The organism is Microbacterium sp. Root166, assembly GCF_001427145.1.
Taxonomy (GTDB): Bacteria; Actinomycetota; Actinomycetes; order Actinomycetales; family Microbacteriaceae; genus Microbacterium.
The window spans coordinates 1,600,651-1,623,232 of record NZ_LMGL01000001.1; the positions used below are offsets into that span (position 1 = coordinate 1,600,651).

Annotated in this window: 29 protein-coding genes; 15 read left to right on the top strand and 14 right to left on the bottom strand. The window is 69.5% G+C overall.

What is annotated here, in order from left to right; genetic code table 11:
• The first annotated feature begins 30 nt into the window (after positions 1-30).
• Together ASD56_RS07240 and ASD56_RS07245 are read left to right on the top strand one after the other, a co-directional pair.
• The gene (locus ASD56_RS07240; RefSeq protein WP_055963047.1) at positions 31-1,038 is read left to right on the top strand and encodes an ABC transporter ATP-binding protein; all 1,008 of its coding nucleotides are present in this window, start codon (positions 31-33) and stop codon (positions 1,036-1,038) included.
• Complete coding sequence (locus ASD56_RS07245; RefSeq protein WP_055963050.1) at positions 1,035-2,138, top strand: ABC transporter permease; 1,104 nt, start codon at positions 1,035-1,037, stop codon at positions 2,136-2,138. The genes ASD56_RS07240 and ASD56_RS07245 overlap by 4 nt, the downstream gene beginning before the upstream one ends.
• A 1-nt stretch (position 2,139) precedes the next feature.
• Here ASD56_RS07245 and ASD56_RS07250 read toward each other — a convergent pair whose 3' ends face one another.
• The gene (locus ASD56_RS07250; protein WP_055963051.1) at positions 2,140-3,078 is read right to left on the bottom strand and encodes a DMT family transporter; all 939 of its coding nucleotides are present in this window, start codon (positions 3,076-3,078) and stop codon (positions 2,140-2,142) included.
• Between ASD56_RS07250 and ASD56_RS07255 the strand changes: the two genes are divergently transcribed.
• The 3 genes from ASD56_RS07255 to ASD56_RS07265 all read left to right on the top strand — a co-directional run bounded on the left by ASD56_RS07255 (position 3,077) and on the right by ASD56_RS07265 (position 5,388).
• Positions 3,077-4,486: an aminotransferase-like domain-containing protein gene (locus ASD56_RS07255; protein ID WP_055963054.1), complete on the top strand. Its 1,410-nt coding sequence runs from the start codon at positions 3,077-3,079 to the stop codon at positions 4,484-4,486. The genes ASD56_RS07250 and ASD56_RS07255 overlap by 2 nt on opposite strands.
• A gap of 114 nt (positions 4,487-4,600) precedes the next feature.
• On the top strand, positions 4,601-5,074 hold the full coding sequence (locus tag ASD56_RS07260; protein WP_055963056.1) for an SRPBCC domain-containing protein: 474 nt from the start codon (positions 4,601-4,603) through the stop codon (positions 5,072-5,074).
• Positions 5,071-5,388 (top strand): ArsR/SmtB family transcription factor, encoded by a 318-nt coding sequence (locus tag ASD56_RS07265; RefSeq protein ID WP_055963058.1) that lies wholly within the window; start codon positions 5,071-5,073, stop codon positions 5,386-5,388. Before ASD56_RS07260 ends, ASD56_RS07265 begins: the two co-directional genes overlap by 4 nt.
• Positions 5,389-5,398: 10 nt before the next feature.
• Here the strand turns inward: ASD56_RS07265 and ASD56_RS07270 are convergent, their stop codons facing one another.
• The 4 genes from ASD56_RS07270 to ASD56_RS07285 all read right to left on the bottom strand — a co-directional run bounded on the left by ASD56_RS07270 (position 5,399) and on the right by ASD56_RS07285 (position 8,897).
• Positions 5,399-6,127, bottom strand: a complete 729-nt coding sequence (locus ASD56_RS07270) for a DUF72 domain-containing protein (protein ID WP_055963061.1) — start codon at positions 6,125-6,127, stop codon at positions 5,399-5,401.
• Positions 6,128-6,197: 70 nt separating this feature from the next.
• Entirely contained in the window at positions 6,198-7,067 is an 870-nt protein-coding gene (locus ASD56_RS07275; protein ID WP_235565549.1) for a DUF6999 family protein, read from the bottom strand.
• A 1-nt stretch (position 7,068) separates the two neighbouring features.
• Positions 7,069-7,758, bottom strand: a complete 690-nt coding sequence (locus ASD56_RS07280; protein WP_055963065.1) for an iron-containing redox enzyme family protein — start codon at positions 7,756-7,758, stop codon at positions 7,069-7,071.
• Positions 7,755-8,897, bottom strand: a complete 1,143-nt coding sequence (locus ASD56_RS07285; protein ID WP_055963068.1) for a 3-oxoacyl-[acyl-carrier-protein] synthase III C-terminal domain-containing protein — start codon at positions 8,895-8,897, stop codon at positions 7,755-7,757. Before ASD56_RS07285 ends, ASD56_RS07280 begins: the two co-directional genes overlap by 4 nt.
• 93 nt (positions 8,898-8,990) lie before the next feature.
• Here ASD56_RS07285 and ASD56_RS07290 point away from each other — a divergent pair, with 93 nt between their 5' ends.
• From ASD56_RS07290 to ASD56_RS07305, 4 genes are all read left to right on the top strand, one after another.
• Positions 8,991-9,341: a hypothetical protein gene (locus tag ASD56_RS07290; protein WP_055963072.1), complete on the top strand. Its 351-nt coding sequence runs from the start codon at positions 8,991-8,993 to the stop codon at positions 9,339-9,341.
• Between the two features lie 137 nt (positions 9,342-9,478).
• A complete protein-coding gene (locus tag ASD56_RS07295; RefSeq protein ID WP_055963075.1) occupies positions 9,479-10,042 on the top strand; it encodes an RNA polymerase sigma factor in 564 nt (187 codons plus the stop codon).
• Positions 10,023-10,733 carry an anti-sigma factor gene (locus ASD56_RS07300; RefSeq protein ID WP_055963078.1) on the top strand — a complete coding sequence of 237 codons (711 nt, stop codon included), beginning with the start codon at positions 10,023-10,025 and terminating at the stop codon, positions 10,731-10,733. Before ASD56_RS07295 ends, ASD56_RS07300 begins: the two co-directional genes overlap by 20 nt.
• A gap of 70 nt (positions 10,734-10,803) precedes the next feature.
• Positions 10,804-11,151 (top strand): hypothetical protein, encoded by a 348-nt coding sequence (locus ASD56_RS07305; RefSeq protein WP_055963081.1) that lies wholly within the window; start codon positions 10,804-10,806, stop codon positions 11,149-11,151.
• Between the two features lie 11 nt (positions 11,152-11,162).
• Here ASD56_RS07305 and ASD56_RS07310 read toward each other — a convergent pair whose 3' ends face one another.
• From ASD56_RS07310 to ASD56_RS07320, 3 genes are all read right to left on the bottom strand, one after another.
• Complete coding sequence (locus tag ASD56_RS07310) at positions 11,163-11,657, bottom strand: hypothetical protein (protein ID WP_055963083.1); 495 nt, start codon at positions 11,655-11,657, stop codon at positions 11,163-11,165.
• Between the two features lie 150 nt (positions 11,658-11,807).
• The gene (locus tag ASD56_RS07315) at positions 11,808-12,038 is read right to left on the bottom strand and encodes a DUF1232 domain-containing protein (RefSeq protein WP_055963086.1); all 231 of its coding nucleotides are present in this window, start codon (positions 12,036-12,038) and stop codon (positions 11,808-11,810) included.
• A 58-nt stretch (positions 12,039-12,096) separates the two neighbouring features.
• On the bottom strand, positions 12,097-12,921 hold the full coding sequence (locus ASD56_RS07320) for a hypothetical protein (protein WP_055963088.1): 825 nt from the start codon (positions 12,919-12,921) through the stop codon (positions 12,097-12,099).
• A gap of 95 nt (positions 12,922-13,016) precedes the next feature.
• Here ASD56_RS07320 and ASD56_RS07325 point away from each other — a divergent pair, with 95 nt between their 5' ends.
• A complete protein-coding gene (locus ASD56_RS07325) occupies positions 13,017-14,159 on the top strand; it encodes a flavin-containing monooxygenase (protein WP_055963091.1) in 1,143 nt (380 codons plus the stop codon).
• Here the strand turns inward: ASD56_RS07325 and ASD56_RS07330 are convergent.
• The 3 genes from ASD56_RS07330 to ASD56_RS07340 all read right to left on the bottom strand — a co-directional run bounded on the left by ASD56_RS07330 (position 14,156) and on the right by ASD56_RS07340 (position 16,309).
• Positions 14,156-14,962, bottom strand: a complete 807-nt coding sequence (locus ASD56_RS07330; protein WP_055963093.1) for an MBL fold metallo-hydrolase — start codon at positions 14,960-14,962, stop codon at positions 14,156-14,158. The genes ASD56_RS07325 and ASD56_RS07330 overlap by 4 nt on opposite strands.
• A gap of 86 nt (positions 14,963-15,048) precedes the next feature.
• Positions 15,049-15,432, bottom strand: a complete 384-nt coding sequence (locus ASD56_RS07335) for an SHOCT domain-containing protein (protein WP_200947465.1) — start codon at positions 15,430-15,432, stop codon at positions 15,049-15,051.
• Positions 15,433-15,559: 127 nt separating this feature from the next.
• Positions 15,560-16,309, bottom strand: a complete 750-nt coding sequence (locus ASD56_RS07340) for a patatin-like phospholipase family protein (RefSeq protein ID WP_055963099.1) — start codon at positions 16,307-16,309, stop codon at positions 15,560-15,562.
• Positions 16,310-16,392: 83 nt separating this feature from the next.
• Here ASD56_RS07340 and ASD56_RS07345 point away from each other — a divergent pair, with 83 nt between their 5' ends.
• Positions 16,393-16,737 carry a DUF7882 family protein gene (locus ASD56_RS07345; protein WP_055963102.1) on the top strand — a complete coding sequence of 115 codons (345 nt, stop codon included), beginning with the start codon at positions 16,393-16,395 and terminating at the stop codon, positions 16,735-16,737.
• On the top strand, positions 16,734-16,991 hold the full coding sequence (locus ASD56_RS07350; RefSeq protein WP_055963105.1) for a hypothetical protein: 258 nt from the start codon (positions 16,734-16,736) through the stop codon (positions 16,989-16,991). The genes ASD56_RS07345 and ASD56_RS07350 overlap by 4 nt, the downstream gene beginning before the upstream one ends.
• On the opposite strand, the gene ASD56_RS07355 is transcribed toward ASD56_RS07350, so the two are convergent.
• Positions 16,988-17,758, bottom strand: coding sequence for an EAL domain-containing protein (locus ASD56_RS07355; protein ID WP_162249508.1), 771 nt, complete (start codon positions 17,756-17,758; stop codon positions 16,988-16,990). The two genes, ASD56_RS07350 and ASD56_RS07355, sit on opposite strands and share 4 nt — an antisense overlap.
• A gap of 168 nt (positions 17,759-17,926) precedes the next feature.
• On the opposite strand from ASD56_RS07355, the gene ASD56_RS07360 reads away from it, so the two are divergent.
• Together ASD56_RS07360 and ASD56_RS07365 are read left to right on the top strand one after the other, a co-directional pair.
• Entirely contained in the window at positions 17,927-18,739 is an 813-nt protein-coding gene (locus ASD56_RS07360; protein ID WP_055963111.1) for an alpha/beta fold hydrolase, read from the top strand.
• Positions 18,736-20,115, top strand: a complete 1,380-nt coding sequence (locus tag ASD56_RS07365; RefSeq protein ID WP_055963114.1) for a sensor domain-containing protein — start codon at positions 18,736-18,738, stop codon at positions 20,113-20,115. Before ASD56_RS07360 ends, ASD56_RS07365 begins: the two co-directional genes overlap by 4 nt.
• A 43-nt stretch (positions 20,116-20,158) precedes the next feature.
• Here ASD56_RS07365 and ASD56_RS07370 read toward each other — a convergent pair whose 3' ends face one another.
• On the bottom strand, positions 20,159-21,598 hold the full coding sequence (locus tag ASD56_RS07370) for an MFS transporter (RefSeq protein WP_055963117.1): 1,440 nt from the start codon (positions 21,596-21,598) through the stop codon (positions 20,159-20,161).
• Positions 21,599-21,669: 71 nt separating this feature from the next.
• On the opposite strand from ASD56_RS07370, the gene ASD56_RS15995 reads away from it, so the two are divergent.
• Positions 21,670-21,879, top strand: coding sequence for a homocysteine S-methyltransferase family protein (locus ASD56_RS15995; protein WP_082541299.1), 210 nt, complete (start codon positions 21,670-21,672; stop codon positions 21,877-21,879).
• A 225-nt stretch (positions 21,880-22,104) separates the two neighbouring features.
• Here ASD56_RS15995 and ASD56_RS07375 read toward each other — a convergent pair whose 3' ends face one another.
• Positions 22,105-22,401: a hypothetical protein gene (locus tag ASD56_RS07375; protein WP_157535797.1), complete on the bottom strand. Its 297-nt coding sequence runs from the start codon at positions 22,399-22,401 to the stop codon at positions 22,105-22,107.
• Positions 22,402-22,582 lie beyond the last annotated feature (181 nt).

The following is a 22,582-nucleotide window of genomic DNA, read 5'->3' on the forward strand; positions in this document are numbered from 1 at the left end:
GGGATCGGGGGTGTGGCTAGGGTGAGTCGCGTGACCTCCCCCGGCATCGTCGTCGAAGGAGTCCGTCGCGCGTTCGGTGAGGTCCAGGCGGTGCGGAGCGTGACCCTTCGGGCGAGCGCCGGCCGCGTCACGGGACTCGTCGGCCCCAACGGCTCCGGCAAGACGACCCTCCTGCTCATGCTCGCCTCGCTGCTCGCCCCCGATGCGGGCACGATCCGCATCGGCGGCGTCGACCCGGTGACCGATCCGCACGCGGCCAGAGCGCTCATCGGGTGGATGCCCGATGCCCTCGGCGCCTGGAACTCGCTGACCTCGCGCGAGACGCTCGTCGTCACGGCGCGGCTGTACGGGATGCCGAAGGCCGACGCCGCGGCGCGGGCAGAGGTGCTTCTCGCCGAAGTCGGTCTGATGCCACTGGCGGATGCCCCGGCCAAGGTGCTCTCGCGCGGACAGAAGCAGCGGCTCGGGCTCGCCCGGGCGCTTGTGCACGACCCGCAGGTGCTGCTCCTCGACGAGCCCGCCTCGGGCCTGGACCCCCAGGCCCGCATCGACCTGCGCGTGCTGCTGCGCCGGCTCGCCGCCGAGGGTCGGACCGTGCTCGTCTCGAGCCACATCCTCTCCGAGCTCGAAGAGGTCGTCGACGACGCCGTCTTCCTGCTGGCGGGCGAGACCGTCGACCCCGGTCGCGTCGCTGCGGCCTCTCGCCGCGCGCGCACCTGGCGTGTGCGGCTGGCCGGGGCCGAGGCATCCGTCGCCGCACCTCAGGTCGCGGTTGCGCTGAGGATCGACGCTGCCGCCGCGGTCGTGGATCGCCGCGATGTGCTCGTCGCGTTCGACTCGGACGAGACCGCGGCCTCTGCCCTGCGCGAGCTCATCGCCGCAGGCCTCCCCGTCGCCGAGTTCGCCGCAGCGCAGGGCAGCCTCGAGCACACGTTCCTGGACCTCGGCAGCGGCGTTCCGCCTCAGGCGCCTCCGTCGCCGGCGCTGCCACCGACAGACCTGCCCACCGGGCCGACGAGCGAGGGGGCCTCCGAATGAACGCTCAGCGCCTCGGCACGGTCGTCCGCCTCGAGCTGACGCAGCGCACCCGCAGCATCGCCTGGTACGTCCTGCTCGGCGTGTTCGCGCTGTTGCTGCTCATCGTCACGGTGCTCTCGTTCCTCGCCTACAGCTGGGCGCAGCAGGAGCAGGGCTCGGCGATCTACTCGACGATCGTGTACATCACGCTGCTGCTCATCGTCCTGGTATCGCCGACGTTGAGCGGCAACTCGGTCAACGGCGATCGGGATGCCGCGACCCTCGCTCCCGTGCAGGTGACCCTCGCGACCACGGGCGAGATCCTCTTCGGCAAGGTCATCGCGGCGTGGATCACCGGCCTGGCCTTCGTCGCGGTGTCGGTGCCGTTCCTCATCGCCGCGACGCTGGCGGGCGGGGCGGATGCCGTCACCATCGTCGTCTCGCTGCTCGTGCTGATCGTCGAGGTCGGGATCATCGCCGCGATCGGCGTCGGCCTGAGCGGCATCATCGCGCGCCCGCTGTTCTCCGTCGCCACCACGTATCTCGTCGTCGCCGCCCTCGTCGTGGGAACGCTCATCGCCTTCGGGCTGATCGGCGCGACGATGCGCACCGAGCAGGTGAACAACACGCGGTCGATCGACTGGTCGGAGTACGAGGACGGCACCTTCCCCTGCATGCCGGGGGAGGAGTCGTCGGACGACTACCCCTGCGAAGAGGACCCCACGCCGGCGTGCGGCGAGTGGGAGCAGTGGACCTATGAGGTGCCGCGCTTCGACCGGGTGTGGTGGTTGCTCGCCGCCAACCCCTTCGTGATCCTCGCCGATGCGACGCCGAGCCAGTTCGACCGCTTCGGCAACCCGGTGGACCTCTTCGGCCAGATCAAGTTCGGCGTGCGCATGGCGCAGCAGCCGCCGGAGAGGGAGACCTTCTACGACGAGTGCACGCAGACTCCGCTCGAGCAGAATCCGCCGACCGCCGAGGAGACCATCGCGCAGAGCACGCCGAGCTGGTTCGTCGGGCTTGCGCTCCAGATCCTGCTCGCCGCCGGCCTGCTCTGGTGGGCCTACGCGCGGACCAGCACGCCGGCGCGCCGGCTGCCCCCGGGCACCCGCATCGCCTGACCTACGGGCCGCCGCGGAGGAGGCGCTTCGGGTCGAGCCGGCTGCGGACGGCGAGCCCTGCGCACAGGATCACGGCCGCGCCGCCGACGAGCGTCTGCCAGGTGAGCGGTTCGCCGAGGAGCAGCGCGGCCCACAGGATCGTCAGCACGGGCTGGACGAGCTGGATCTGGCTCACGCGGGACATCGGGCCGATCGCCAGGCCGCGGTACCAGGCGAAGAACCCGAGGAACATGCTGACGGCCGCGAGGTAGCCGAACGCCGCCCACTCCACCGGTGTGGCCGACGGCGGCTGCTGCATGACGGAGATCGCGGTGAGCACGATCATCAGCGGCGCGGCGAGGACGAGTGCCCACGAGACCGTCTGCCACGAGCCCAGCTCGCGCGAGAGCATCCCGCCCTCGGCGTACCCGATCGCCGCGGCGAGGACGGCGCCGAAGAGCAGCAGGTCCGACCAGTGCAGGCCGCCGAAGCCGCCGCTGTGCACTGCGGCGAACAGGACCGCTGCAACGGCGCCGAGACCCGCGAACACCCAGAACGAGCGGGCAGGGCGCTCGCGTGCACGGAGCACCGCGATCACCGCTGTCGCCGCCGGAAGCAACGCGATCACGACGGCGCCGTGGGTGGCCGAGGCGGTCGTGAGCGCGAAGGACGTCAGCAGTGGGAAACCGGCCACGACCCCGCCCGCCACGATGGCCAGGCGCGCCCACTGCCGGCGATCGGGCAGCGCCTGCCGGGTGAGCGCCAGGGCGGCCGCGGCGAGGGCTGCGGCGACCACTGCGCGACCGGCGCCGATGAACAGCGGGGGGAAGCCACCGAGGGCGATGCGCGTGAACGGGACGGTGAACGAGAAGGCGAGGACGCCCAGCAGGCCCCACAGCAGCCCGGCGCGCATGGATAGCGCTGGGGATTCGCGGACGATAACGCTACTCTGTGCTGACATGGGCAACGATAGCACCGACCGCATCGTCGCAGGACTGCGCCGCTGGATCTCGTCGGCGCCGCCCGGCGCCAGGGTTCCCTCGAGCCGGGAGCTGACCGCGGAGTACGGCGCGAGCCCGGTCACGGTGCAGAAGGCGATGCGCGCGCTCGCCGCATCTGGGCTCATCGAGAGCCGTCCCGGCGTCGGCACGTTCGTGCGGGCGACCCGCGCGGCTCGTCCGGTCGACTACGGGTGGCAGACGTCCGCGCTCGGCGCACCGCAGTCCCGGACGCTGGCACTGCCCGCCGCGCAGCGCTCGACGGCTCCGGATGCCATCGGGCTCCACGCCGGCTATCCCGACCGCGCACTGCTTCCCGAGCGGCTCGTCCGGGCCGCCATCACCAGGGCAGCGCGGACGGATGCCGTCATCTCGCGTTCGCCGGTGGCGGGGATGCCCGAGCTGCAGTCCTGGTTCGCGACGGAGCTGGCCCACGCGGCCCCGGCCGGCGTGACGCCCGCCACGGCGCGAGACGTTCTCATCCTCTCGGGGAGCCAGAGCGGACTGAGCTCGATCTTCCGGGCGCTCGTGGGGCCGGGGCATCCGCTCCTCATCGAGTCGCCGACGTACTGGGGCGCCATCCTCGCGGCGGCCCAGGCGAACGTGACCCTCGTGCCGGTGGCCTCCGGACCCGACGGCCCCGACCCCGTCGACGTCGAGCGGGCGTTCGAGCAGACGGGCGCGCGCGGCTTCTACGTGCAGCCGAACTTCGCCAATCCGACCGGGGCGCAGTGGTCCGTGCAGCGCGGCCGCGAGGTGCTCGAGATCGCACGGCGCCGCGGCGCATTCCTCATTGAGGACGACTGGGCGCACGACCTCGCGATCGACGCCGATTCGCGTCCCCTCGCGGCGTTCGACGACGACGGTCACGTCATCTATCTCCGCACCCTGACCAAGAGCGTCTCGCCCGCCCTGCGGGTCGCCGCCGTCACCGCGCGTGGGCCTGCGCGCGACCGCATCCTCGCCGACCGTGCGGCCGAGTCGATGTACGTGAGCGGGCTGCTCCAGGCGGCAGCGCTCGACGTGGTCACGCAGCCGGCCTGGCGCACGCACCTCCGGTCGGTGAGGGGTCTGCTGGGGGCACGGCGCGACCTGCTGGTGGCATCGCTGCGCGAGCACGCGCCGCAGGCGCACCTCGAGCTGGTTCCGCGCGGGGGGCTGAACCTGTGGCTGCGGCTCGCCGAGGGCACCGACCCTCAGGACCTGGCGCGTCGGTGCGAGAGCCGCGGCGTGATCATCGCCGATGGAACGGAGTGGTTCCCGGCCGAGGCATCCGCTCCCCACATCCGGCTGAACTACTCCGGACCCGATCCCGAGCGCTTCCCCGAGGCGGCCCGCATCATCGGCGAGGAACTGGAGCGCTCGTCCTGAGGCTTACTGCAACCGCATGGTTGCTTTCCGAGAGGCCTTGTGCAACCATCGAGTTGCAGTGACTGTGCAACTTCGAGGTTGCACGGCAAGGACGAAAGGAACAGGATCGTGAGCATGACAGTCAACCCGTCGTCGGTCGTCGACGACGCCGCATTCTCGGTGCAGCGCACCATCCGCATCTCGGCACCGGTCGAGAAGGTCTGGGCGGCCGTGACCGAGCCCGCGCACATCTCGCGCTGGTTCGGGCAGGCGGCCTTCGAGGGGACCGGCGCCGGCGCCCGGGGAACTCTGACGTGGCCGGATCGGGACCCGATCCCCGTCCGCATCGAGGCGATCGACCCGCGGCGCACCGTCTCGTACCGCTGGGGCAACGACGACGCCAGCGGCGTGGTGCCCGAGGAACTCGACGACGCACACTCGACCGTCTTCACCTTCACGCTCGCCGAAGTGGCCGGCGGGACCGAGCTGACGGTGGTCGAGACCGGCTTCGAGAACACCTCGGACCCGGCCGCGAACCTCGCCGACCACCGCGAGGGCTGGAACGGCGAGCTCGACAAGCTCGTCGCGCTCCTCGAAAGCGGCTCGTGACGACCGAGACCCTGGTTCCGGTGTTCGCCGCCCTCGGCGACCCCACCCGGTGGCGCATCCTGGCGGCGCTCGGCGAGGGGGATGCCTCGGCATCCGCCCTCGCCGGGCGCCTGCCGGTGAGCCGCCAGGCGATCGCCAAGCATCTGGCTGTTCTGCAGGAGGTCGGCCTGGTCGAGACGGTGCGCGTGGGCCGCGAGGTGCAGTACCGCATCGTCGGCTCAGAGCTGAGCGCCACCGCGCGACGCCTCGACGAGTTCGGCGCCGCCTGGGACCGCCGCCTGCAGGCCATCAAGGAGATCGCCGAGGGGCTCTGAGGAGCAGCGGTCATGCGCCGGTGAGAACCTTGAGCGTCCGCGCGTTGCGGACGGCATGACCCTCGCCGTCGTTGTTGAAGTACGCGTAAACGGTGTGCCCCGACCGACGCCATTCGCCGATGCGGTCGGCCCACCAGGCAAGATCGTCGTCCGAGTACGAGCCCGCGTAGAGATGCTCGGAGCTCGGTCCGTGCAGGCGCACGTAGACGATGTCGGCGGTGGCTCGAAGGATGCACGGCAGCTGAGCTCCGCTCATGACGCAGTACGCGCTGCGATGGCGGGACAGCAGATCGAAGACCTCGTCGTGATTCCACGACGGATGCCGCAGCTCGACCGACGTCCGCATCCACGGCGGCACCCGGCCGAGGAAATACCCCAGGCGTTCGTCGTCTCGCTCGAGCGTGGGTGGCAGCTGCACGAGCATCACCGCCCGGCGATCGCCGAGTTCGTGCCAGCCGGCGGTCATCCGGTCGACCCACACCTCCGGTTCGAACAGCTTGCGCGCGTGCGTCAGCCCGCGCGGCGCCTTCGCCGACATGGCGAACCCCTGCGGGAGCCGCTCAGCCCACCCCGCCCAGCGCGGCGCCGGTGGCCACCGGTAGAAGCTCGCGTTCAGCTCGACCGTGTCGAACTCGGCGGTGTAGACGTCGCGTCGCCTGGCCACCGGGAGGCCCGGGGGATAGAGGACGCCGTCCCAGTGGTCGTAGCTCCACCCAGACGTTCCGATCCGAACGGTCAAGCGCCCTCCCTCGTCGAACGGCCCCCAAGGTACGGCGGGTCGCGCCGGCGGGCGACGGGCTTGACAGCGCTCAGTCGAAGGCCGCCGGCGTCTCGCGCGGATACGCCCCGCCGGCGAGCTTCACCAGACGCGCGTGGGCGTACTCGCAGACGAGTGCGTGGCGGTAGACCATACGCGGCACGTCGACGTTCGAGTCCATCCAGAGGCTCAGCCCGCCGAGCTTCCAATGCCGGAAGGTGTCGTCGTCGCAGACCAGCGCCAGGATCTCCATGAACGAGTCGTCGAACCGGATCGAGTGCACCGCCCGGCGATACTCCTCGAGCGTGAGCGCCATCGAGAACGGGATGTTCATGAAGCACAGTGCCGTCTGGATGTCGAGGCGGAGGAAGCGGCGCTGATGCCGCTCGGCATCCAGCCAGGGGATGTCGAGCTGGGTGAAGTCGAGCGCGGCCGGCGCGGTCAGGGGCACGCCGTCCAGCGCGATGAGCACGTCGTACACGTTGACGTCGTGCTCGACCACCGCGGAGTCGCCGAGGCCGGCGAGCGTCTCCGGCCTCAGGGTCACCGGCTCCATCGGCACACTGGTGTTGCGGATGATGAAGTTCACCAGGTTCGTCTCCACCACGAAGTGGCGGATGAGCAGCTCGACGGCGTCGGGCGAGACGAAATGGCGCAGGAACCACACGCAGAGGAAGTCCATCGTCCGCAGCGGCATCCACCGGAACGGGAGCACGCGCTTCACGATCGAGATGAGCGCCACCAGGACGCGTGAGAAGACGCGCACGATCGGGTACAGCCAGCGCCGCGACAGGCGCCGCTGATCGTCGATGATCAGCCGCACCAGCGACCGGTCGAGCGGGACCGACGGATCCGAGTAGATCGCCTCCCACATGCTCGGGTCCGAGCGCACGAACTCCGGCATCGTCGGTCGCCCGGCCATCTCAGCGATCCAGCTCTTCCAGCTGCAGCGCGTAAAGGCGAGCGACCACCTGTGCGCAGCGCACGATGTCATCGGCGGCGGCATCGTCGATCATGCCGGAGGTGAGGATCGCATCCATGTCGCCGGTGTGCGCGGCGTCCGCCTGCTCGTGGTAGCGCATGAAGTGCACCTGATTGTCGGCCAGCCCGAGGACCTCCTGGAAGCGCGCGGCCCATCCGGCCGCACGCTTCGCGCCGAGTCCCTCGATGATGAACATCGCCCCCAGCAGCCCGACCGGGTTGGGCTGGGCCGCGTAGTGGAACATGTACCCGGACAGCGCTTCCGAGCCGACGTTCTTCCGCCCCGCCCGCAGCTCGGTGAGCGAACCCCCGACCGCGACGTAGTCCCGCTCGATCATGAGGTAGTCGCGGTGCTCCTCCTCAGCGTGGCGGATCGCGGCCGCTCGCAGCTCGAAGTGCTCGATGTCGAAGCTCGACGCCGCGCGTGAGATCCACGGCGAGCCGTCGACGACCTGCTGGCGGAGGTTGAACAGCAGCCGCTTGTAGTCATCGAGGGTCACGGTTCCCTCGTCGAGCCGGCGCAGCACGGGAACCTTCGCCAGGTGCTCCTCGAGCTGGGTCCACACGGCAGCGAGGCGGTCGGGCAGCGTGCTGGCATCCGTCGAGGCAGGAATGGTCGTGGTGTCGGTCATGCGGAGGCTCCTTGTGATCCGGGCGGGGCGACGACGGTCAGGTGGGCGAACGCGAACGAGAAGCGTCCGGACTCGGGCACAGCGAGCAGCACGGTCTCTCCGGGGGCGAACCGGCCGGCGTGCCACGCCTCTTCGAGCGCGATGAAGATACTCGCGGATCCGGTGTTCCCGCGGGTCTCGAGGTTCGAGAACCAGCGGTCGGTGTCGAGCGTGGGGATGCGGCGGCGCAGTGCCTCGAACGCGACGTCGCGGAACATGTTCGTGCTGTAGTGGCACACGACGTGGTCGAGGTGATGGACGTCGACCAGGCCGATGTCGACGAGCTCTTCGAACTGCCGGATGCCGGTCTGTGCGAGGTCGTCGAGCATGCTCACGTCCTGGCGCAGCACGAACATGCCACGTGCCTCGGCTTCGTCGATGCCGACGTCCTGCCAGGTGTCTCCCACACGGGTCTCGGGGCCCGCCATGCCGGCTCGCATGCAGACGTCGTGCTCGTGGGCGAGGGAGACGTGGCGCACCCAGTCGACGCGCAGCGACGGCTTGGTCGGGTGCGGCTGGAACTCCACGACGACGGCCCCGGCGCCGTCCGAGAGCATCCAGCGCAGGAAGTGCGAGTCCATCCCCGCCCGGATGCCGTCGAACCGGCGCTGGCGCAGGCTCCTGCTCGGCAGCTCGGAGCCGACGACGGCCGCGACCGGGTGGTCTCCGAGGCGGATCTTGCTCACAGCCGCGTCGAGCGCGGCGAGGCTGGACGCGCACACGCCGGACGCCGACAGCAGCTGCATCGGGCCGCCGCCGAGGCGGCCGTGCACCATCGAGGCGAAACCGGGGACGAGCACGTCGCCCATGGTGGTCGCACACGCCAGCATGCGAAGGTCGGCGGCTCCGATCCCGCGATCGTCGAGAGCGGCTTGCAGAGCCTTGACCGCCAGGCCCTCGTTCAGCTCGGTCGGCTCGCCGCGCTCGTCGAGCGCGTAGTGACGCTGACGGATGCCGTTCGACTCGAGGATGCGGCGGCGGATGCGCTCGGTGACCTTGTCGTCGCCGCCCAGACGAGCGACGATCCCGTCGTTGTCGACCGGATCACCGGGGAGGTACCGGCCGAAGCCGGTGAGGTACGCGGTGGCGGTCGTGCCCATGGGTCGACCCTAGGCCACGCGGCTCGGGCGGCGTCTTTGCCACGGCTGTCAAGCCCCTGCAGGCGCTGCGGCCGCCGCTTCTAGCGTGGAGTCATGACCGACACGACGGCATCCGATTCCTCTTCCGACGCAGTGCTCGGCACCGGCGACCCCGCCCTGCAGCCGCTCCGCGACGGAGACACCTCGATCGAACCCGACCCCACGCGGGACCCCGCCCAGGCGGAGTGGGACCGCACCGCCGCGCGAGACGAGGGCGTCGCCGACGACTTCGCCGGCCCGACGGCGACCGGCGACGATCCGGCTCACATCCCCTCGGACGACGACGAGATTCCAGCTGAGGATCTCCCGCGCCGCTCCGAGCAGCCCGAGACGCAGGGAGTCGACCCCACACTCGCGGGGCTCGGCGAGGAGGGTCAGGGGGACCTCTCGCCCGAGGACCTCTGAGTCCACTCCGCACGATCGGATGCACGCCCGGTGCATCCGAATCCGACCTCTGCGCCGAACACCACTGTGAGCCCGCACCAGGGCGTACGGTTGACGGCACCACGGGCACGGCGGCCCGAACGGGAGGCGAGAGTCGGATGGAGCGCGACGCGGAAGCGGAGGCGCTGCTGAACGCGCGTTTCCGCGCCGGCGACGACCGGGCGCTCGAAGAGCTCTATCGCCGGTGGTCTCCCGTCGTCTTCACCCTCGCGCTGCGCTCCCTGGGCGACCGCAGTGACGCCGAAGACGTCACCCAGCGCACCTTCGTGTCGGCCTGGACCTCGCGCACCAACTTCGACCCTGCCAAGGCCAGACTGTCGACCTGGCTGATCGCGATCGCGAAGCATCGGATCGCCGACACCCATGAGTCGCGCGCGAAGGTGCGGGCCATCCAGGCCGAGCTCCAGCGCACCACCCGACCGGAAGATCTCGTCCGCGAGCCGCCCGACCTCGCCGAGACGCTTCTCGTCGCCGCCGAGCTCCAGGAGCTCGAACCCGATGCGCAGGCGGTGATGCGGCTCGCGTTCTTCGACGACCTGACGCACCAGCAGATCGCGCACCGGCTCGGGATGCCGCTCGGTACCGTGAAGAGCCACATCCGGCGCAGCCTCACTCGCATGCGCAACAGTCTGGAGGTGACCCGTGTCGCACATCGACCCTGAACAGCTCGCGCTGCTCGCGATGGACGAGCCGGTCGAGTCTCCCGACGACCGCGCTCATCTCGCCGCGTGCCCCGCGTGCACGGCCGAGCTGGTCGCGATGCGCCACGCCGCCCTCGTCGGGCGCGCAGCCGTCGACGACAGCGGACTGGAGACGCCGCCCGATCGCGTGTGGCTGAGGATCTCGGAGGAGCTCGAACTGGGTGATCGCACGCCGGAGCCCGACGCCGAGCGCGAGAACGAATCACGGCCACGACGGCGTCGCGGTCGGACGGTATGGGTGCTCGCTGCGTCGCTCGCCTTCGTCGTCGCGCTCGGAGCCGGCGTGTGGGGGATCACGAACGCCGTGCGACCGACGGCGGTGGCCGCGGCATCCCTCACGGCCTTCCCCGATCATCCCGGCGCGAAAGGCACCGCCACCGTCGAGGAGGACCGGGACGGCACCGTCACGCTCACCGTCAGCCTGGACGGAGACGCCGGCGGAGACGGCTACCGCGAGGTCTGGCTCATCCGAGGTGACGCCTCCGCGCTGGTCAGCCTCGGGATCCTGGACGGAGACCGCGGCACGTTCGTGGTGCCGGCGGGCATCGATCTGGCGGAGTACAGCCTCGTCGACATCTCGGTCGAGCCGCTCGACGGCGACCCGTTGCACTCGGGCGACTCCATCGTGCGCGGCGAGCTGGAAGCGGCGTAGGGTCGTCCCGGGCCGCGATCCCGATGTCAAGGCCCGTGCCGACGAGCTCGACGCGGCCTATCGTGCAGTCATGAAGCACGTCACGTATGCCGAGAAATCGCTGCTGATGGATGACGAAGCCGCCGATTCGCTGCTGGAGTACGCCCGGGTGCTGGCGCTCGCCTCACGGGCGGACACCGTGTCGGTGCGCGCGATCGGAAGCGATGGAAACACCGTCGATGCGGCCTTTCTCCTGAACGAGGCGAGCATCATGATCGTGGAGTCCACGAACTCGACGGTCGAGGCGCCCGACAACCGCGAAGCGGTGCAGTACATGCAGGAACGCATCGACCGCCTCCGGAACCCGCGCGGCGCGGAGGCCGAGGAAGAGGGCGACCTGCTCCGGCATGGAGACATCGACCTGCCCGGATCTCCCTGACCGACGGTGCGTCAGTAGAACTGCCGCATGGCGGCGGCGTGGATCGGGATGTCCACGATGTCGTGCCAGCCGAGTGCGACGTCACCCGCTGCGCTCGCGTTGCCCGTGACGGCTTCGAGGATGCGGTCGCGCAGCAGCTCGCCGTCCTCCCAGCCCGTCACGTCGAGCGTGACCACGTCGATCGACTGGCCCCGCGTGCGCTCGAGGGTGGCGTGCATGCGCGTCGAGGTCTGTGCCGCCGTCGCCAGGCAAGTGCCTTCCGGCAGGGAACCGCCGTGGGTGTACGCGACGAGGACATGCGTGAGGCGCGGATAGGTCGCGGCGAATCCGGCGACCTCTCGCGACACCTGCTTCAATCGCTTCTGCGCCGCGTGGCGGGTGGCCTCATGCCGGAGGTCGAGCCCCCACACGAGCGCTCGCGGCGACTCAGAACCCGGCGCCTGGATGACGGTCAACGGGGAGAGTACGGCGAGGTGATCGCCGCGGACGATCAGGTCTGCAGTCATGGTGCTGCCTCTCAGTGCGCTGGTCGAAACGTGCCGACCAGACTTCCCGGCTCACCTGTCCCTCGGACTCTCCGAAGGACCGCGATAGACGATACGCCTCCGACGGGCAGGTGAGGGCCGCGGCGCGCGTGTCTGAAAACTCGCTGAGGTTCAGGTCTTCTTCGAGTCGATGCCGGCCCGCCAGCGACCGTGTTCGCGAGCAAAGAGGACGCCGAAGACAGCCCAGACGCCGAGGTCGTCGGCGAATCCGAGGGGTCCGAGGATCAACTCCGGGATGAGGTCGATCGGCACGAACGTGTAGACCACGGCAGCGATGCCGACGACCCAGGTCGTCGGCGCCACGCGATGCTCGCGGTTCTTGATCGCCTTGAGGAACCCCATGTGACCAGTCTGCGCCCATTTCTGGCCATGACCACTCGTGGCGCAGGATTCACGGTGACTATGGGGTATCGAGAAAGACCCCGATCCGGTCGCCCTCGAGCACGAACTGCAGAGCGCTGTCTTCAGGGAACTGCGCGCGGATCTCGTCCGGACTGCTGCTGTCGACGGGAAGCTCGAGCGAGGTGGGGAAGTCACCCACGCGGCAAGCGGAGTACATCATCCCGTTGTACGTCCAGCTGTCAGGCGTGGAGTCCGCCTCGGGAATGGTCTCGGTCGCGGCGGCGGCGATGCAATCGGTGCCCGTAGGACCGTAGAAGCCGCCGGTGGTCTCGAAGAGAGTCAAGCCGTTGAACTGCCAGACCCGTGAGCTGGGGCCGGCGCCCATCCACCCCGGGGGAATCGGAATCGCGGGCACCGGCTGGAGAGTCGCGATCTGCTCCGCGCCACTCGAGACGTTGACCGGGGCGATGTACGTCAGTCCGAACGTGATGGCTGCTGCTGCAGCAGCGGATGCCGCCACCGACAGTGCCCAGAGGACCTTGATCCCTCGCGACAGACGCCGCTTCTTCGGCGGGACGAGGTCTGCGACAACCGTGGTCGCGGGCTCGGGTTCCCCTGGCGACGACGTCGCAGCCGCCGGCGTCGCCGGAGCTGCCGGCGCCGGAATCGGCGCCTCGATCGGAACCTCGGCCCGCACGACGATCGGCGCAGGCGACGGAGGCTCTGCCGCGGTCGCGCCGGCATCGGCATCCGTCGCCGCGCGGCTCTGGGTCTCGAGCTCGTGGAGCCGGCGCAATGCCGCGGCATCCTGCTCGATGTCCGCGCCCGGGCCGTACGCCCGCGCGCGGAGCTCCTGCAGTTCGTCTCGACTCACGGTGTCCATCCGGTGCATCGTCTCACGGCGGGCACGGGAACCACCACGACGCGCGCTTCTCGACGCGGGAGGCGCACGGCACTAGCGTTTCGCGTGGAGGGGCTATGCGCGCGGACGTGCTTGTCGTGGGGGCCGGGCCGGCCGGACTCGCGGTGGCGGCCTGCCTGCGCCGTCGGGGAATCGAGGCGCTCGTGGTCGACCGCGGCGACGCCGTCGGAGGTTCGTGGTCCGCCCGCTATGACCGGCTCCATCTTCATACGCCCCGCATCCAGTCGGCTCTTCCCGGTCTGCGCATGCCTCGACGGTTCGGCCGATGGGTCGGCAAGGACGACATGGCCTGGTACCTGCGGGTGTACGCGCGGCATCATGCTCTGGAACCACGGCTGGGCACCGAGGTGCGGCGCATCGAGCGCGATGGCTCCGGATGGGTGGCCGTGACCGCCGACGAGAAGATCACGGCGCGGGATGTCGTCATCGCGACCGGGTACAGCCACACGCCGATCCAGCCGCGCTGGGCAGGTCAGGCCGGCTTCGGCGGAACGGTGGTCCACGCGTCCGAGTACCGCAGCGCCGGCCCGTATACCGGCAGGCGAGTGCTCGTCGTCGGCGCCGGCAACACGGGCGCCGAGATCGCCGCCGACCTCGCCGAGCACGGGGCCGCCGAGGTCAGCCTGTCGATCCGCACGCCCCCGAACGTCATCCCCCGACAGCTGGGTCCGGTGCCGACCACGCTGATGGCGATCCCGATGGACTTCCTGCCCGCGTGGCTGGTCGACCCCCTCAACCGCCTGCTGCAGCGCACGGTGCTCGGAGATCTCACCCGTTACGGGATGCCGGCGCCCGACCTCGGAGTCGTCGCCCAGACGCGCGCGACCGGTGTCACGCCGACCATCGATGTCGGGCTCGTCGCAGCGCTCCGCGCGTCGCGTGTCGTGCCGGTCCCGTCCCTGGAGCGCTTCGACGGACCGGAGGCGGTGCTGATCGACGGCAGCCGGCTCGCACCCGACGCCGTGATCGCCGCCACCGGGTACGCGACCGGGCTTTCGCCGCTCGTCGGTCACCTCGGTGTTCTCGACGAACGCGGTGTTCCGCTCGTGACCGGACCACGCGCTGCGCCGGGCGTGCCCGGCCTGCGGTTCGTCGGGATGTCGAATCCGCTGAAGGGCCAGCTCTTCCAGATCGGGCTTCACGCTCGCGCGGTCGCGAGGGCGATCGATCGTGACAGGCGATCCGGGCTTCGCGGCTAGCTGCGCGATCGGGTGACCTGCCCGAGCTGGAACTCGTGCACGTCGGGCAGCCACTCGAGGGGCGCTGCCGGGCCGATCCGCGGGTCGTCGAAGGTCCCGCCGTCACGCAGGGTCTCGACGTACGCCCGGTCCGACGCGATCCGCTCGCGCAGACCGCCGGCGTCGCCGACCGAGCCGTGCCCGGGGATGACGACGTCCACATCGTCTGTCAGCTCGTCGAACAGGCGCAGAGTCGCGAGATAGTCGTCGATCGGGCTCTCGGCCTGCAGATCGAGGAACGGCATCAGGATGTCCGAGAGCATGTCACCGGCGACCAGGACCCGGCCGCCCTCGATGACCAGCGCCGCATGCCCGGGCGCGTGGGCCTGGTGCTCGATGATCCGGATCGCGGGACCATCCCAGGGAATGTGCGAGGTGCCGGCGGGCAGGCCTGAGATGAGACCGAGCAGCTCCATCGGGATCTCGTCCGCGTGCTCAGGCGGCAGTCCCTCGGCGATCTGCTCCTTCCAGTCCGCGCTGGAGAGCACTTCTCGAATGGATGCCGCGCCCCGCGCGGTCCCGTACCGCGGCACGTCGCCGAACTCGGGATGCCAGAGCAGGTGGTCCCAATCGGGGTGCGTCGAGAACCCGGCGACGACGGGCTGCCCCAGGCCGCGAACATCGTTCGCGAGGCACTCCAGGTCGTCGAGCGTGATGCCCGGGTCGATCAGCAGCACGCCGTGCCGGCCCTGCACGACCACGGAGTTGCTTTGGAGGAATTCGCTCTCGTGGACGAACACGCCCGCGGCGATCTGCGTCAGCATCGCCCCAGTCTCGACGGTGGCCGGTCCGAGCGGAAGCAGAGAGAAGCCCGCGCCGGCAACGCCGGCGCGGGCTTCTCAGCGCGAGGTCAGGCCAGGGCCTTGGCCTTCAGCGCCTCGTACTCGGCCTGCGTGACCGCTCCCGAGTCGAGGAGCTTCTTCGCGGATTCGATCTCGCTCGTGGGCGAGGAGGTGCCGGCGACGCTGCGGATGTAGCTGTTCGCCTCGTTCTGAGCCTGACCGCGTCGCTCGAGCTCACGCTGGGTCATGCCCTGGCCGCGGGCGATCAGGTAGATCAGTGCGGCGAGGAACGGGAGGACGACCAGGAAGATGACCCAGCCGGCCTTGCCCCAGCCGTTCAGGGTGTGGTCGCGGAACAGATCCATGATGATCGTGATGAAGATCCAGATGCACGCGAACAGGATGTAGAACCAGAACACCCAGAGGAGAAAGTCCCAGAAGCTACCAGTCATGGCGATTGCCCTTCGTCTGCGCGGAAGTCCGCGGGTTGCGGCCGCTTATCGTGCCGATGCCACCTTCCCGCGTATCGGCGCGGGACTCATCACCCTCGAAGGATGACGAATGCGACGCGGCTCCCGGTCAGACGTCATCCAGTGCGGCGGTCGCCGCTCTCCGGCCCTCGGCGATGAGGCGCGGCACGTCCTTCATGGTCCATTGGGCCATCCGCTCCATTTCCGGCTGGACCAGCACGACGGTGGGATCGTTCGCCAGGTCCGCGATCTTGGTGACCGTCCGCATCATCCGCACGTTCTCCCATTTGGCGTGGAGATGGACCACGATCACCCGCTCGGCACCGAGCTCCCGCGCCGCCGTGTGGGGAACGTTGTCGACCATGCCGCCGTCGGCCAGGAGCCGGCCGCCGAGATGGACGGGCGGAAGCAGCCCCGGCACCGCGATGGTGGCACGCAGCGCTGCGCTCAGCGGACCTTTGTCGATCGTCACCGCCTGGCGGGTGCGCAGGTCGGTCGCGACCGCGCCGAATCTGCGTGGCAGGTCCTCGATGCGCGGGTCCTCGCCCAGCAGCCGGTGGATGGCGTCCGTGACGACGCGCGTGTCCAGCAGCCCCCAGCGCGGCTGGGCGGTGAAGCGCGCGATCCGGTTCCAGCGGAACCTCCGGGCGATCCGCTCGATCGCTTCTCCGTCGAGTCCGGCCGCATACGCGGACCCGACGAGTGCACCGGAGCTCGTCCCCGTCACGATTCCAGGTTGGATGCCGCGTTCCTCGAGGACCTGGAGAACTCCCACGTGCGCCGCGCCGAAGGCGCCGCCGCCGCTCAGCGTCACGGCGAGGCGAGGATCGCCGAGCGGGCGAGCGGACTGCGGGGGCACGCCGCCACGCTACTCGCGATCGGCTTCCGCGGAGGGCCGCGCGTTCCGCAAGCGTGCCAGACTTGCCTTCGAACGGAGGATGTATGGGCAAGCTGATCTATGGCGCGCCGACGTGGTCGATCGACTTCGATGACCGCGAGCTCGCACACCTGCGGATCGTGATCATGACGAAGCTTCGTCGTGGCGAATCGTTCTCTCTCTCGTGGGAGTCGGACTCGACGAGCGGGATGGGCCGCAACTCGATCTGGCTGCACCAGGCGATCCCGTTGCAGTTCGTCTTCTTCGGCGGACGCGAGCCCGCCCTCAACCGGGCATGGGTGGAAGCGCTGATGGCGAAGGCGAACAGCGGGTCAGGGCTCGAGGTCATTCCCGAGCCCGAGCCGCGCGGCACGCCGAGCCCCTCCAACGGCGACAAGGAGCAGACATGACAGTTTTCAACCGGCTGACCGTCGACGGACGGGACTACTTCCTTCCGGACCCGGTGACCGACCTGAAGGACAAGATCCTCGAGGCGATTCGCGCCGGCGGCGGGTACGTCACCATTCCCCCGTTGCGCTCCGGCCCGGGCATCGACGTGCTCTTCTCCCCAGGTATGCCCGTGACGTGGACGCAGATCGACGTCGGCGGCGAGACCGAAGAGACCTCCCGCGGCGCCTCGGCGGCGGAGTTCTCCGACCTCTAGTCCTGCTCCTGCTCGAGCAGCGCGTCGAACGCGGGACGCCCGAGGGGACGACTCACCAGAAATCCCTGGATGCGATCGCACCCGAGCTCCACGGCGCGCTCGAACTGGGCCTCTGTCTCGACACCCTCCGCCACGACTCGCAGGTCGCGTTCTCTGGCCAGCCGCATGGTGTCCATGAGGACGTCGTCCACTTCCGGACTGAGGGACTGGATGAGAAGCCGGTCCAGCTTCACCTCGCTCACGGGCAGCTGCTCCAGCTGTGCGGTGGAAGCATGTCCGGTTCCGAAGTCGTCGAGTGCCACGCCGATCCCCGCACTTCGCAGGCGCTCGAGCTCGCGCACGACGACGACGGCGTCGCCCAGGGGCTGCGACTCGGTGATCTCCACGATCAGCGACCCTGCCGAGATCGCGTGCTGTTCGAGCCTCTCCTGGAGGTGATCGACGAACCTCCCGTCGGTCAGCTGCACCGGCGACACGTTGACGGATGCCTCGATGGCCACGCTGCGCTTCTGCCAGTGGGCGATCAGATCGAGTCCGTGGTTCAGCATCAGCCGGCCGAGTGCCCGGATCGAACCGGTCTCCTCCGCGACCCGGATGAAATCCTCGGGCGGCACGAGCCCCCGGAGAGGATGCCGCCACCGGCAGAGCACCTCGGCAGCGACGATCGACCGCGTGCCGAGATCGAGCTGCGGCTGGAACACGGCGAACAGCTCTCCGCCGGATTGCGCCGAGAGGAGATCCGTCGCGAGCTCCGTGTCGATCGTCACGATGACAGTCAGCCCCACAACGGCCTTTGAGGCAAGCCTCCAGCGAAGACGGCGCCGACGGCGTAGAGTGCTCCTCCTTGCCACTCGGCTACTCGCCATTGGACCGACCAATCGCCTACGATCGCCTTGCGCGTCCGTCGGATGCCGAGAACGACCTCAGGAGTACGGATGGCAGCGGCCCGAGTGCTGGACCCCTTGCGACGGAACAACGTGAGCATCAGCGGTGATCCGGATGGACAGATCATGCTCTTCGCACACGGATTCGGCTGCAGTCAGGCGGCATGGGAACTCGTCGCCCCGCACTTCGAACGCGACTACAGGGTCGTCCTCTTCGATCACGTCGGCTCGGGCGATTCCGACGTCGCCGCCTACGATCGCGGCAAGTACGACTCCCTCGACGGCTACGCCGACGACGTCCTCGAGATCCTGCACGCGCTGGACGCACACGAGGTCGTGTTCGTCGGGCATTCCGTCAGCGCCATGATCGGAGTCCTCGCGGCGAATCGGGAGCCCTCCCGATTCAGCGACCTGATCCTGATCGGGCCGTCACCCCGCTACATCAACGACGAGTCGTACCGGGGCGGATTCGAGGCGACCGATATCGCCGGGCTGCTCGACACGCTGGACGCCAACTACCTGGGGTGGTCGGCGGCGACCGCTCCGATCATCATGGGAAACGACGACCGTCCTGAGCTCGGAGCCCGACTCACCGCGAGCTTCTGCAGCCTCGATCCCGAGATCGCACGGCACTTCGCGCACGTCACCTTCCTCTCCGATAATCGCCGCGACCTGTCGCAGGTGTCGGTTCCCACACTCGTCATGCAGGCCGGCCACGACGCGATCGCACCCGAGGACGTCGGGCGCTACGTGCACTCCGCCATCCCTGCGAGCGAACTCGTCCTTCTCGAGACCACGGGGCACGTGCCGATCCTCTCGGGCCCGGATGAGGTCGTGGCGGCGATGAGAGCCTTTCTGTCATGAGCTCTCCCGACGACCCGTGGTTCCGGCTCGCGCCGTGCGGTCTCATATCGATGTCGCTCGGCGGCGTGGTGACGGAGGCGAACGAGACGTTCCTGACCTGGACCGGGTACGCCGCCGAGGAGGTCGTCGGGCGCCCGTTCCTCGCCGTGCTCGATCCGGGAAGCAGGCTGTTCTTCGAAACCCGGCACCTGCACATCGTGCACCTGGAAGGGGCGGTCAACGAGGTCGCCCTGACCGTCATGCGCAAAGACGGCACGAGACTGCCGATGCTCGTCAACGCGTCGCTCGATCTCGAGGCTCAGCTCGTCCGGACCGCCCTCTTCAGCGCCAGCGAACGGCACCTGTACGAGACCGAGCTGCTGGCCGCCCGCAAGATAGCGGAGTCGTCCGAGGCCCGGGTCCGGATCCTTCAGGACGTGTCGAGCGCCTTCGGATTGAGCGCCAGCGACGAGGATGTCGCGCAGTCGTTCGTCGACGTGGCGCGGGAGGCGTTCGACGCGAAAGCCGCGATGGTCATGCTGCTCGACGACGAAGCCGTCCTCACGCGCGTCGCCGGCACCAATCCTCTGGAAGGACTGGTGGCCCCCGTCACGTCGCTCCGCAACACGGCTCACGTGACCGTGGTGGAGGAGACGAGCGCACGGGAGGAGTTCCCGGAACTGGCCGCGGCCATGCGCACCCAGCGGATCTCGTCGCTCAGCATCACGCCTCTGCTGGCAGACGACCGGCGGCTCGGCATCCTGATCTGCTTCTTCGGCCGGCGGACGGAATTCGACGAGCACTTCTTCGATCTGCAGCACGCGCTGGGGCGACAGGCGTCGCAGACGCTCGTACGCGTCCGGCTGCAGCGACAGCTCGCCTACCTCGCCCTGCACGATCAGCTGACGGGTGTCGCGAACCGCCAGCTGCTGCAGCAGCTGCTCGACGACGCGATCGACGACGCAGTGAGAACGTCTGAACCCCTCGCCGTGCTTTTCCTTGACATCGACTCCTTCAAGGAGGTCAACGATCGGTTCGGTCACGCCACCGGAGACGCAGTCCTCGTGGAACTGGCCGCACGGCTGCGCGACGGCGTCCGCGGCGGCGATGTCGTGGGACGCATGGGCGGCGACGAGTTCGTCGCCATCTGCGCGAACGCAGACATCAACGCCGCCGCAGCGATCGCCCACCGCATCCTCTCGATCACGCGGGCACCGTTCGCGGTCGGAGCCGCTGAGATCGCGGCATCCGTCAGCGTGGGGGTCTCGCTCTACACCCCCGGCGTCGACGAGCGCCCGGACGGCGCGAGCCTGCTCGTCCGTGCGGACGGCGCCATGTACGACTCGAAGGGCGCGGGCAAGAACCGGGTCACGATCGAGACGATCGCCCGCGGATAGCAGCGACGGGAGTCACCATGCACGTGATGCTCTCCCGCGCGTCTCAGGTTCCCGCATCCGCGTCGACGGGCCGCCGTCGTCGCCCCGTCAGCGATGGCCGCAGCGCAGGGAATGTGAGAACGGCGACGAGCACCGCTGCGGCAGCGGCGATGGCGGCCGCGAGGTTGGCGGCCTGAAGCCCCGCTTCCGCGGCTGCCAGCGTCGTGCCGCCGGCATCGAGGGTGGTGGCGCGCCGCGCGGCGTCGATCGCGCCGAAGACGGCGATGCCGATTGCTCCGCCGATCTGAGCGGTCGCAGAGGCGAGGCCTGAGCTGACGCCCGAGTTGCGGGCGGCAATGCCTTCCGCGATGACGAGGGTCGTGGGGGTGAAGCTGAACGCGACGCCCGCTGCGGCGACGATGAGCGCCGGGAGGACGCGGAGCAGGTACGAGTCGCCGTTGTCGACGGCGGCGAGCAGGAGATGCGCGATGACGAGCAGCACGAGCCCGATGGCCGCGACGCGCTGCGGACCGAGCCTGTTGAGCGCCTTCGGCAGGAGGAGGATGCTGACGGCGAAACCTGCGAGCGATGTCGGAAGCATGGCGAGGCCCGCGATCGCCGGGTCGTACTCGAGAACCTGCTGAAGCAGAAGGGCGACGAGCACGAAACAGGCGACGCGGGCGCCGCCGCCGAGGAGGTTGACCGCGATTCCGCCGCTGACCCGCGCGTCTCGGAGGATCCGTGTGGGCAGCACGGGGTCCGCGGCTCGCTTCTCGACGAGGCCGAAGCCGACGAGGCACAGCCCGGCGACGATGGCCGCGGCGATCACCTCGACCGAGAGGAGTCCGCTGTGCGGTGCCGAGAGCACTCCGAAGACGATGGCGACTGCCGCTCCGGTGAGGAGGGATGCGCCGGCGGCGTCGAACGGGCGTGCCTCAGCGCCCTTCCCGGTGGGCAGGATCGCCCAGCCGGCTGCGCCGATGACAGCTGCGACCGCCGCCGTCACGAAGAGAACGCTCTGCCAGCCGAACGCCGCCGTGAGCAGTCCGCCCACGGTGACGCCGGCCGCACCTCCCACGGTGGAAGCGGCTCCCCAGCCGCTCATCGCCCGCACCCGTTCGCGCCCCGTGAAGGTGGCGAGGATCACCGACATGGCCGCCGGGCTCAGCATCGCCGCGCCCACTCCCTGGACGAGACGCGCCGCGATCAGCATCATGTCCGTCGTCGCAAAGCCGCCGAGCAGGGAGCCTGCGACGAGGACTCCGGCTCCGAAGAGGAACATGCGGCGGCGGCCGAAGACGTCCGCGGCGCGGCCCGAGATCAGCAGCAGCCCGCCGAACGTGAGGAAGTAGGCGTTCAGGACCCAGGCGGTTCCGACCGGGCTGAGGCCCAGGTCTGTCGCGATGGACGGAAGCGCCACATTCAGGATGCTGGAGTCCAGCATCACCACGAACTGCGCGGCGACCAGGGTGAGGACAAGCGGCAGCGTCGGGGATCTACGCATGTGCAATCGCCTCCAACACCTGGAGAGCTTAGCCCCGTGTCAGGCAGGCATGCCGTGACGGAACTTTCGGGATGAGGCCGCAGCGTGCCGTCCGGCGACAGCCCTCGTGCACATCGGCTCCGGGGGAGACGTGGGATGGCGCCGCACGTCGATGGGTCGGTGAGCGCGGATTCGACATGGCGCTCACGACCGCCTGGGCCGAGGCCGGCGCGCGGTTCATCGGCGGATGCTGCCGAGTCGGCCCGTCAGCGATTGCCGCGATGGTGCGCGTGCTGAGTTGAGCTCGGGACGCTGCCTTCGCAGGTAGACGCGACGGCGGGAGTCGAACTCAGGCAGGGCGGTTTTCGGGCCACTAGATTTGGGCGAGATCCGCGGATTCATGCGGATATCGAGGTCCATGGATGCCGTTGGATTGCGGTGATTCTCGGCAAGTGTGGGCAAAGTGTGGGCACGGCGTGGGCGCCGGAGAGGCCACCGTGCCTGGTGGCTAGCGCCAGTCGAGCGGCTCACGTCTCGGAGGGCGCGAACAGTCGGACCGAACCCGGATGCAAACGCTCCAACTCCGTCGCCCACGCCCGATGCAAGCTCCCAGTCGCCTCGATCGCGATCACGACCCGCCCCCGGGCTGCGTGACCGTTGACCGCGTGTTCCAGCTTCTCGATCTCGGCGCGCGAGACCGGGCTCGAGGCTGGCTCCGTCAACAGCCCGTCACCATCGCTGACCCAGACCCAGTTCAGCACCTTCCCGGGGTCGATCGCCACCACCAGAGTCGAGAGTGTGAGCGGCGCTTGCAGCAACATCACCGAGCTCCTCACCCACCGAACGGCGATCAAGGCCGCGTCATCAGCGGTAGTCGCAAGTGATCACGACAGCCATCGCCTCGACGGCCCATCCTCAGCCTGCGCTCGTCGGTGTCAATGTCGTTCATGCTCGCTCCGCTGCGCGTGCTCCACATTGACATCTCCCACGCTCCGGCAGTGGCTG

Coding starts and splice junctions, on each gene's coding strand:
- ASD56_RS07295 (WP_055963075.1), top strand. CDS start 9,479: ATGGAGCGCGACGCGGAAGCGGAGGCGCTGCTGAACGCGCGTTTCCGC.
- ASD56_RS07285 (WP_055963068.1), bottom strand. CDS start 8,897: ATGGGCACGACCGCCACCGCGTACCTCACCGGCTTCGGCCGGTACCTC.
- ASD56_RS07315 (WP_055963086.1), bottom strand. CDS start 12,038: ATGGGGTTCCTCAAGGCGATCAAGAACCGCGAGCATCGCGTGGCGCCG.
- ASD56_RS07290 (WP_055963072.1), top strand. CDS start 8,991: ATGACCGACACGACGGCATCCGATTCCTCTTCCGACGCAGTGCTCGGC.
- ASD56_RS07320 (WP_055963088.1), bottom strand. CDS start 12,921: ATGGACACCGTGAGTCGAGACGAACTGCAGGAGCTCCGCGCGCGGGCG.
- ASD56_RS07250 (WP_055963051.1), bottom strand. CDS start 3,078: ATGTCAGCACAGAGTAGCGTTATCGTCCGCGAATCCCCAGCGCTATCC.
- ASD56_RS07280 (WP_055963065.1), bottom strand. CDS start 7,758: ATGACCGACACCACGACCATTCCTGCCTCGACGGATGCCAGCACGCTG.
- ASD56_RS07360 (WP_055963111.1), top strand. CDS start 17,927: ATGGCAGCGGCCCGAGTGCTGGACCCCTTGCGACGGAACAACGTGAGC.
- ASD56_RS07310 (WP_055963083.1), bottom strand. CDS start 11,657: ATGACTGCAGACCTGATCGTCCGCGGCGATCACCTCGCCGTACTCTCC.
- ASD56_RS07345 (WP_055963102.1), top strand. CDS start 16,393: ATGGGCAAGCTGATCTATGGCGCGCCGACGTGGTCGATCGACTTCGAT.
- ASD56_RS07245 (WP_055963050.1), top strand. CDS start 1,035: ATGAACGCTCAGCGCCTCGGCACGGTCGTCCGCCTCGAGCTGACGCAG.
- ASD56_RS07335 (WP_200947465.1), bottom strand. CDS start 15,432: ATGACTGGTAGCTTCTGGGACTTTCTCCTCTGGGTGTTCTGGTTCTAC.
- ASD56_RS07370 (WP_055963117.1), bottom strand. CDS start 21,598: ATGCGTAGATCCCCGACGCTGCCGCTTGTCCTCACCCTGGTCGCCGCG.
- ASD56_RS07365 (WP_055963114.1), top strand. CDS start 18,736: ATGAGCTCTCCCGACGACCCGTGGTTCCGGCTCGCGCCGTGCGGTCTC.
- ASD56_RS07255 (WP_055963054.1), top strand. CDS start 3,077: ATGGGCAACGATAGCACCGACCGCATCGTCGCAGGACTGCGCCGCTGG.
- ASD56_RS07325 (WP_055963091.1), top strand. CDS start 13,017: ATGCGCGCGGACGTGCTTGTCGTGGGGGCCGGGCCGGCCGGACTCGCG.
- ASD56_RS07350 (WP_055963105.1), top strand. CDS start 16,734: ATGACAGTTTTCAACCGGCTGACCGTCGACGGACGGGACTACTTCCTT.
- ASD56_RS07305 (WP_055963081.1), top strand. CDS start 10,804: ATGAAGCACGTCACGTATGCCGAGAAATCGCTGCTGATGGATGACGAA.
- ASD56_RS15995 (WP_082541299.1), top strand. CDS start 21,670: ATGAGGCCGCAGCGTGCCGTCCGGCGACAGCCCTCGTGCACATCGGCT.
- ASD56_RS07275 (WP_235565549.1), bottom strand. CDS start 7,067: ATGGCCGGGCGACCGACGATGCCGGAGTTCGTGCGCTCGGACCCGAGC.
- ASD56_RS07260 (WP_055963056.1), top strand. CDS start 4,601: ATGACAGTCAACCCGTCGTCGGTCGTCGACGACGCCGCATTCTCGGTG.
- ASD56_RS07330 (WP_055963093.1), bottom strand. CDS start 14,962: ATGCTGACGCAGATCGCCGCGGGCGTGTTCGTCCACGAGAGCGAATTC.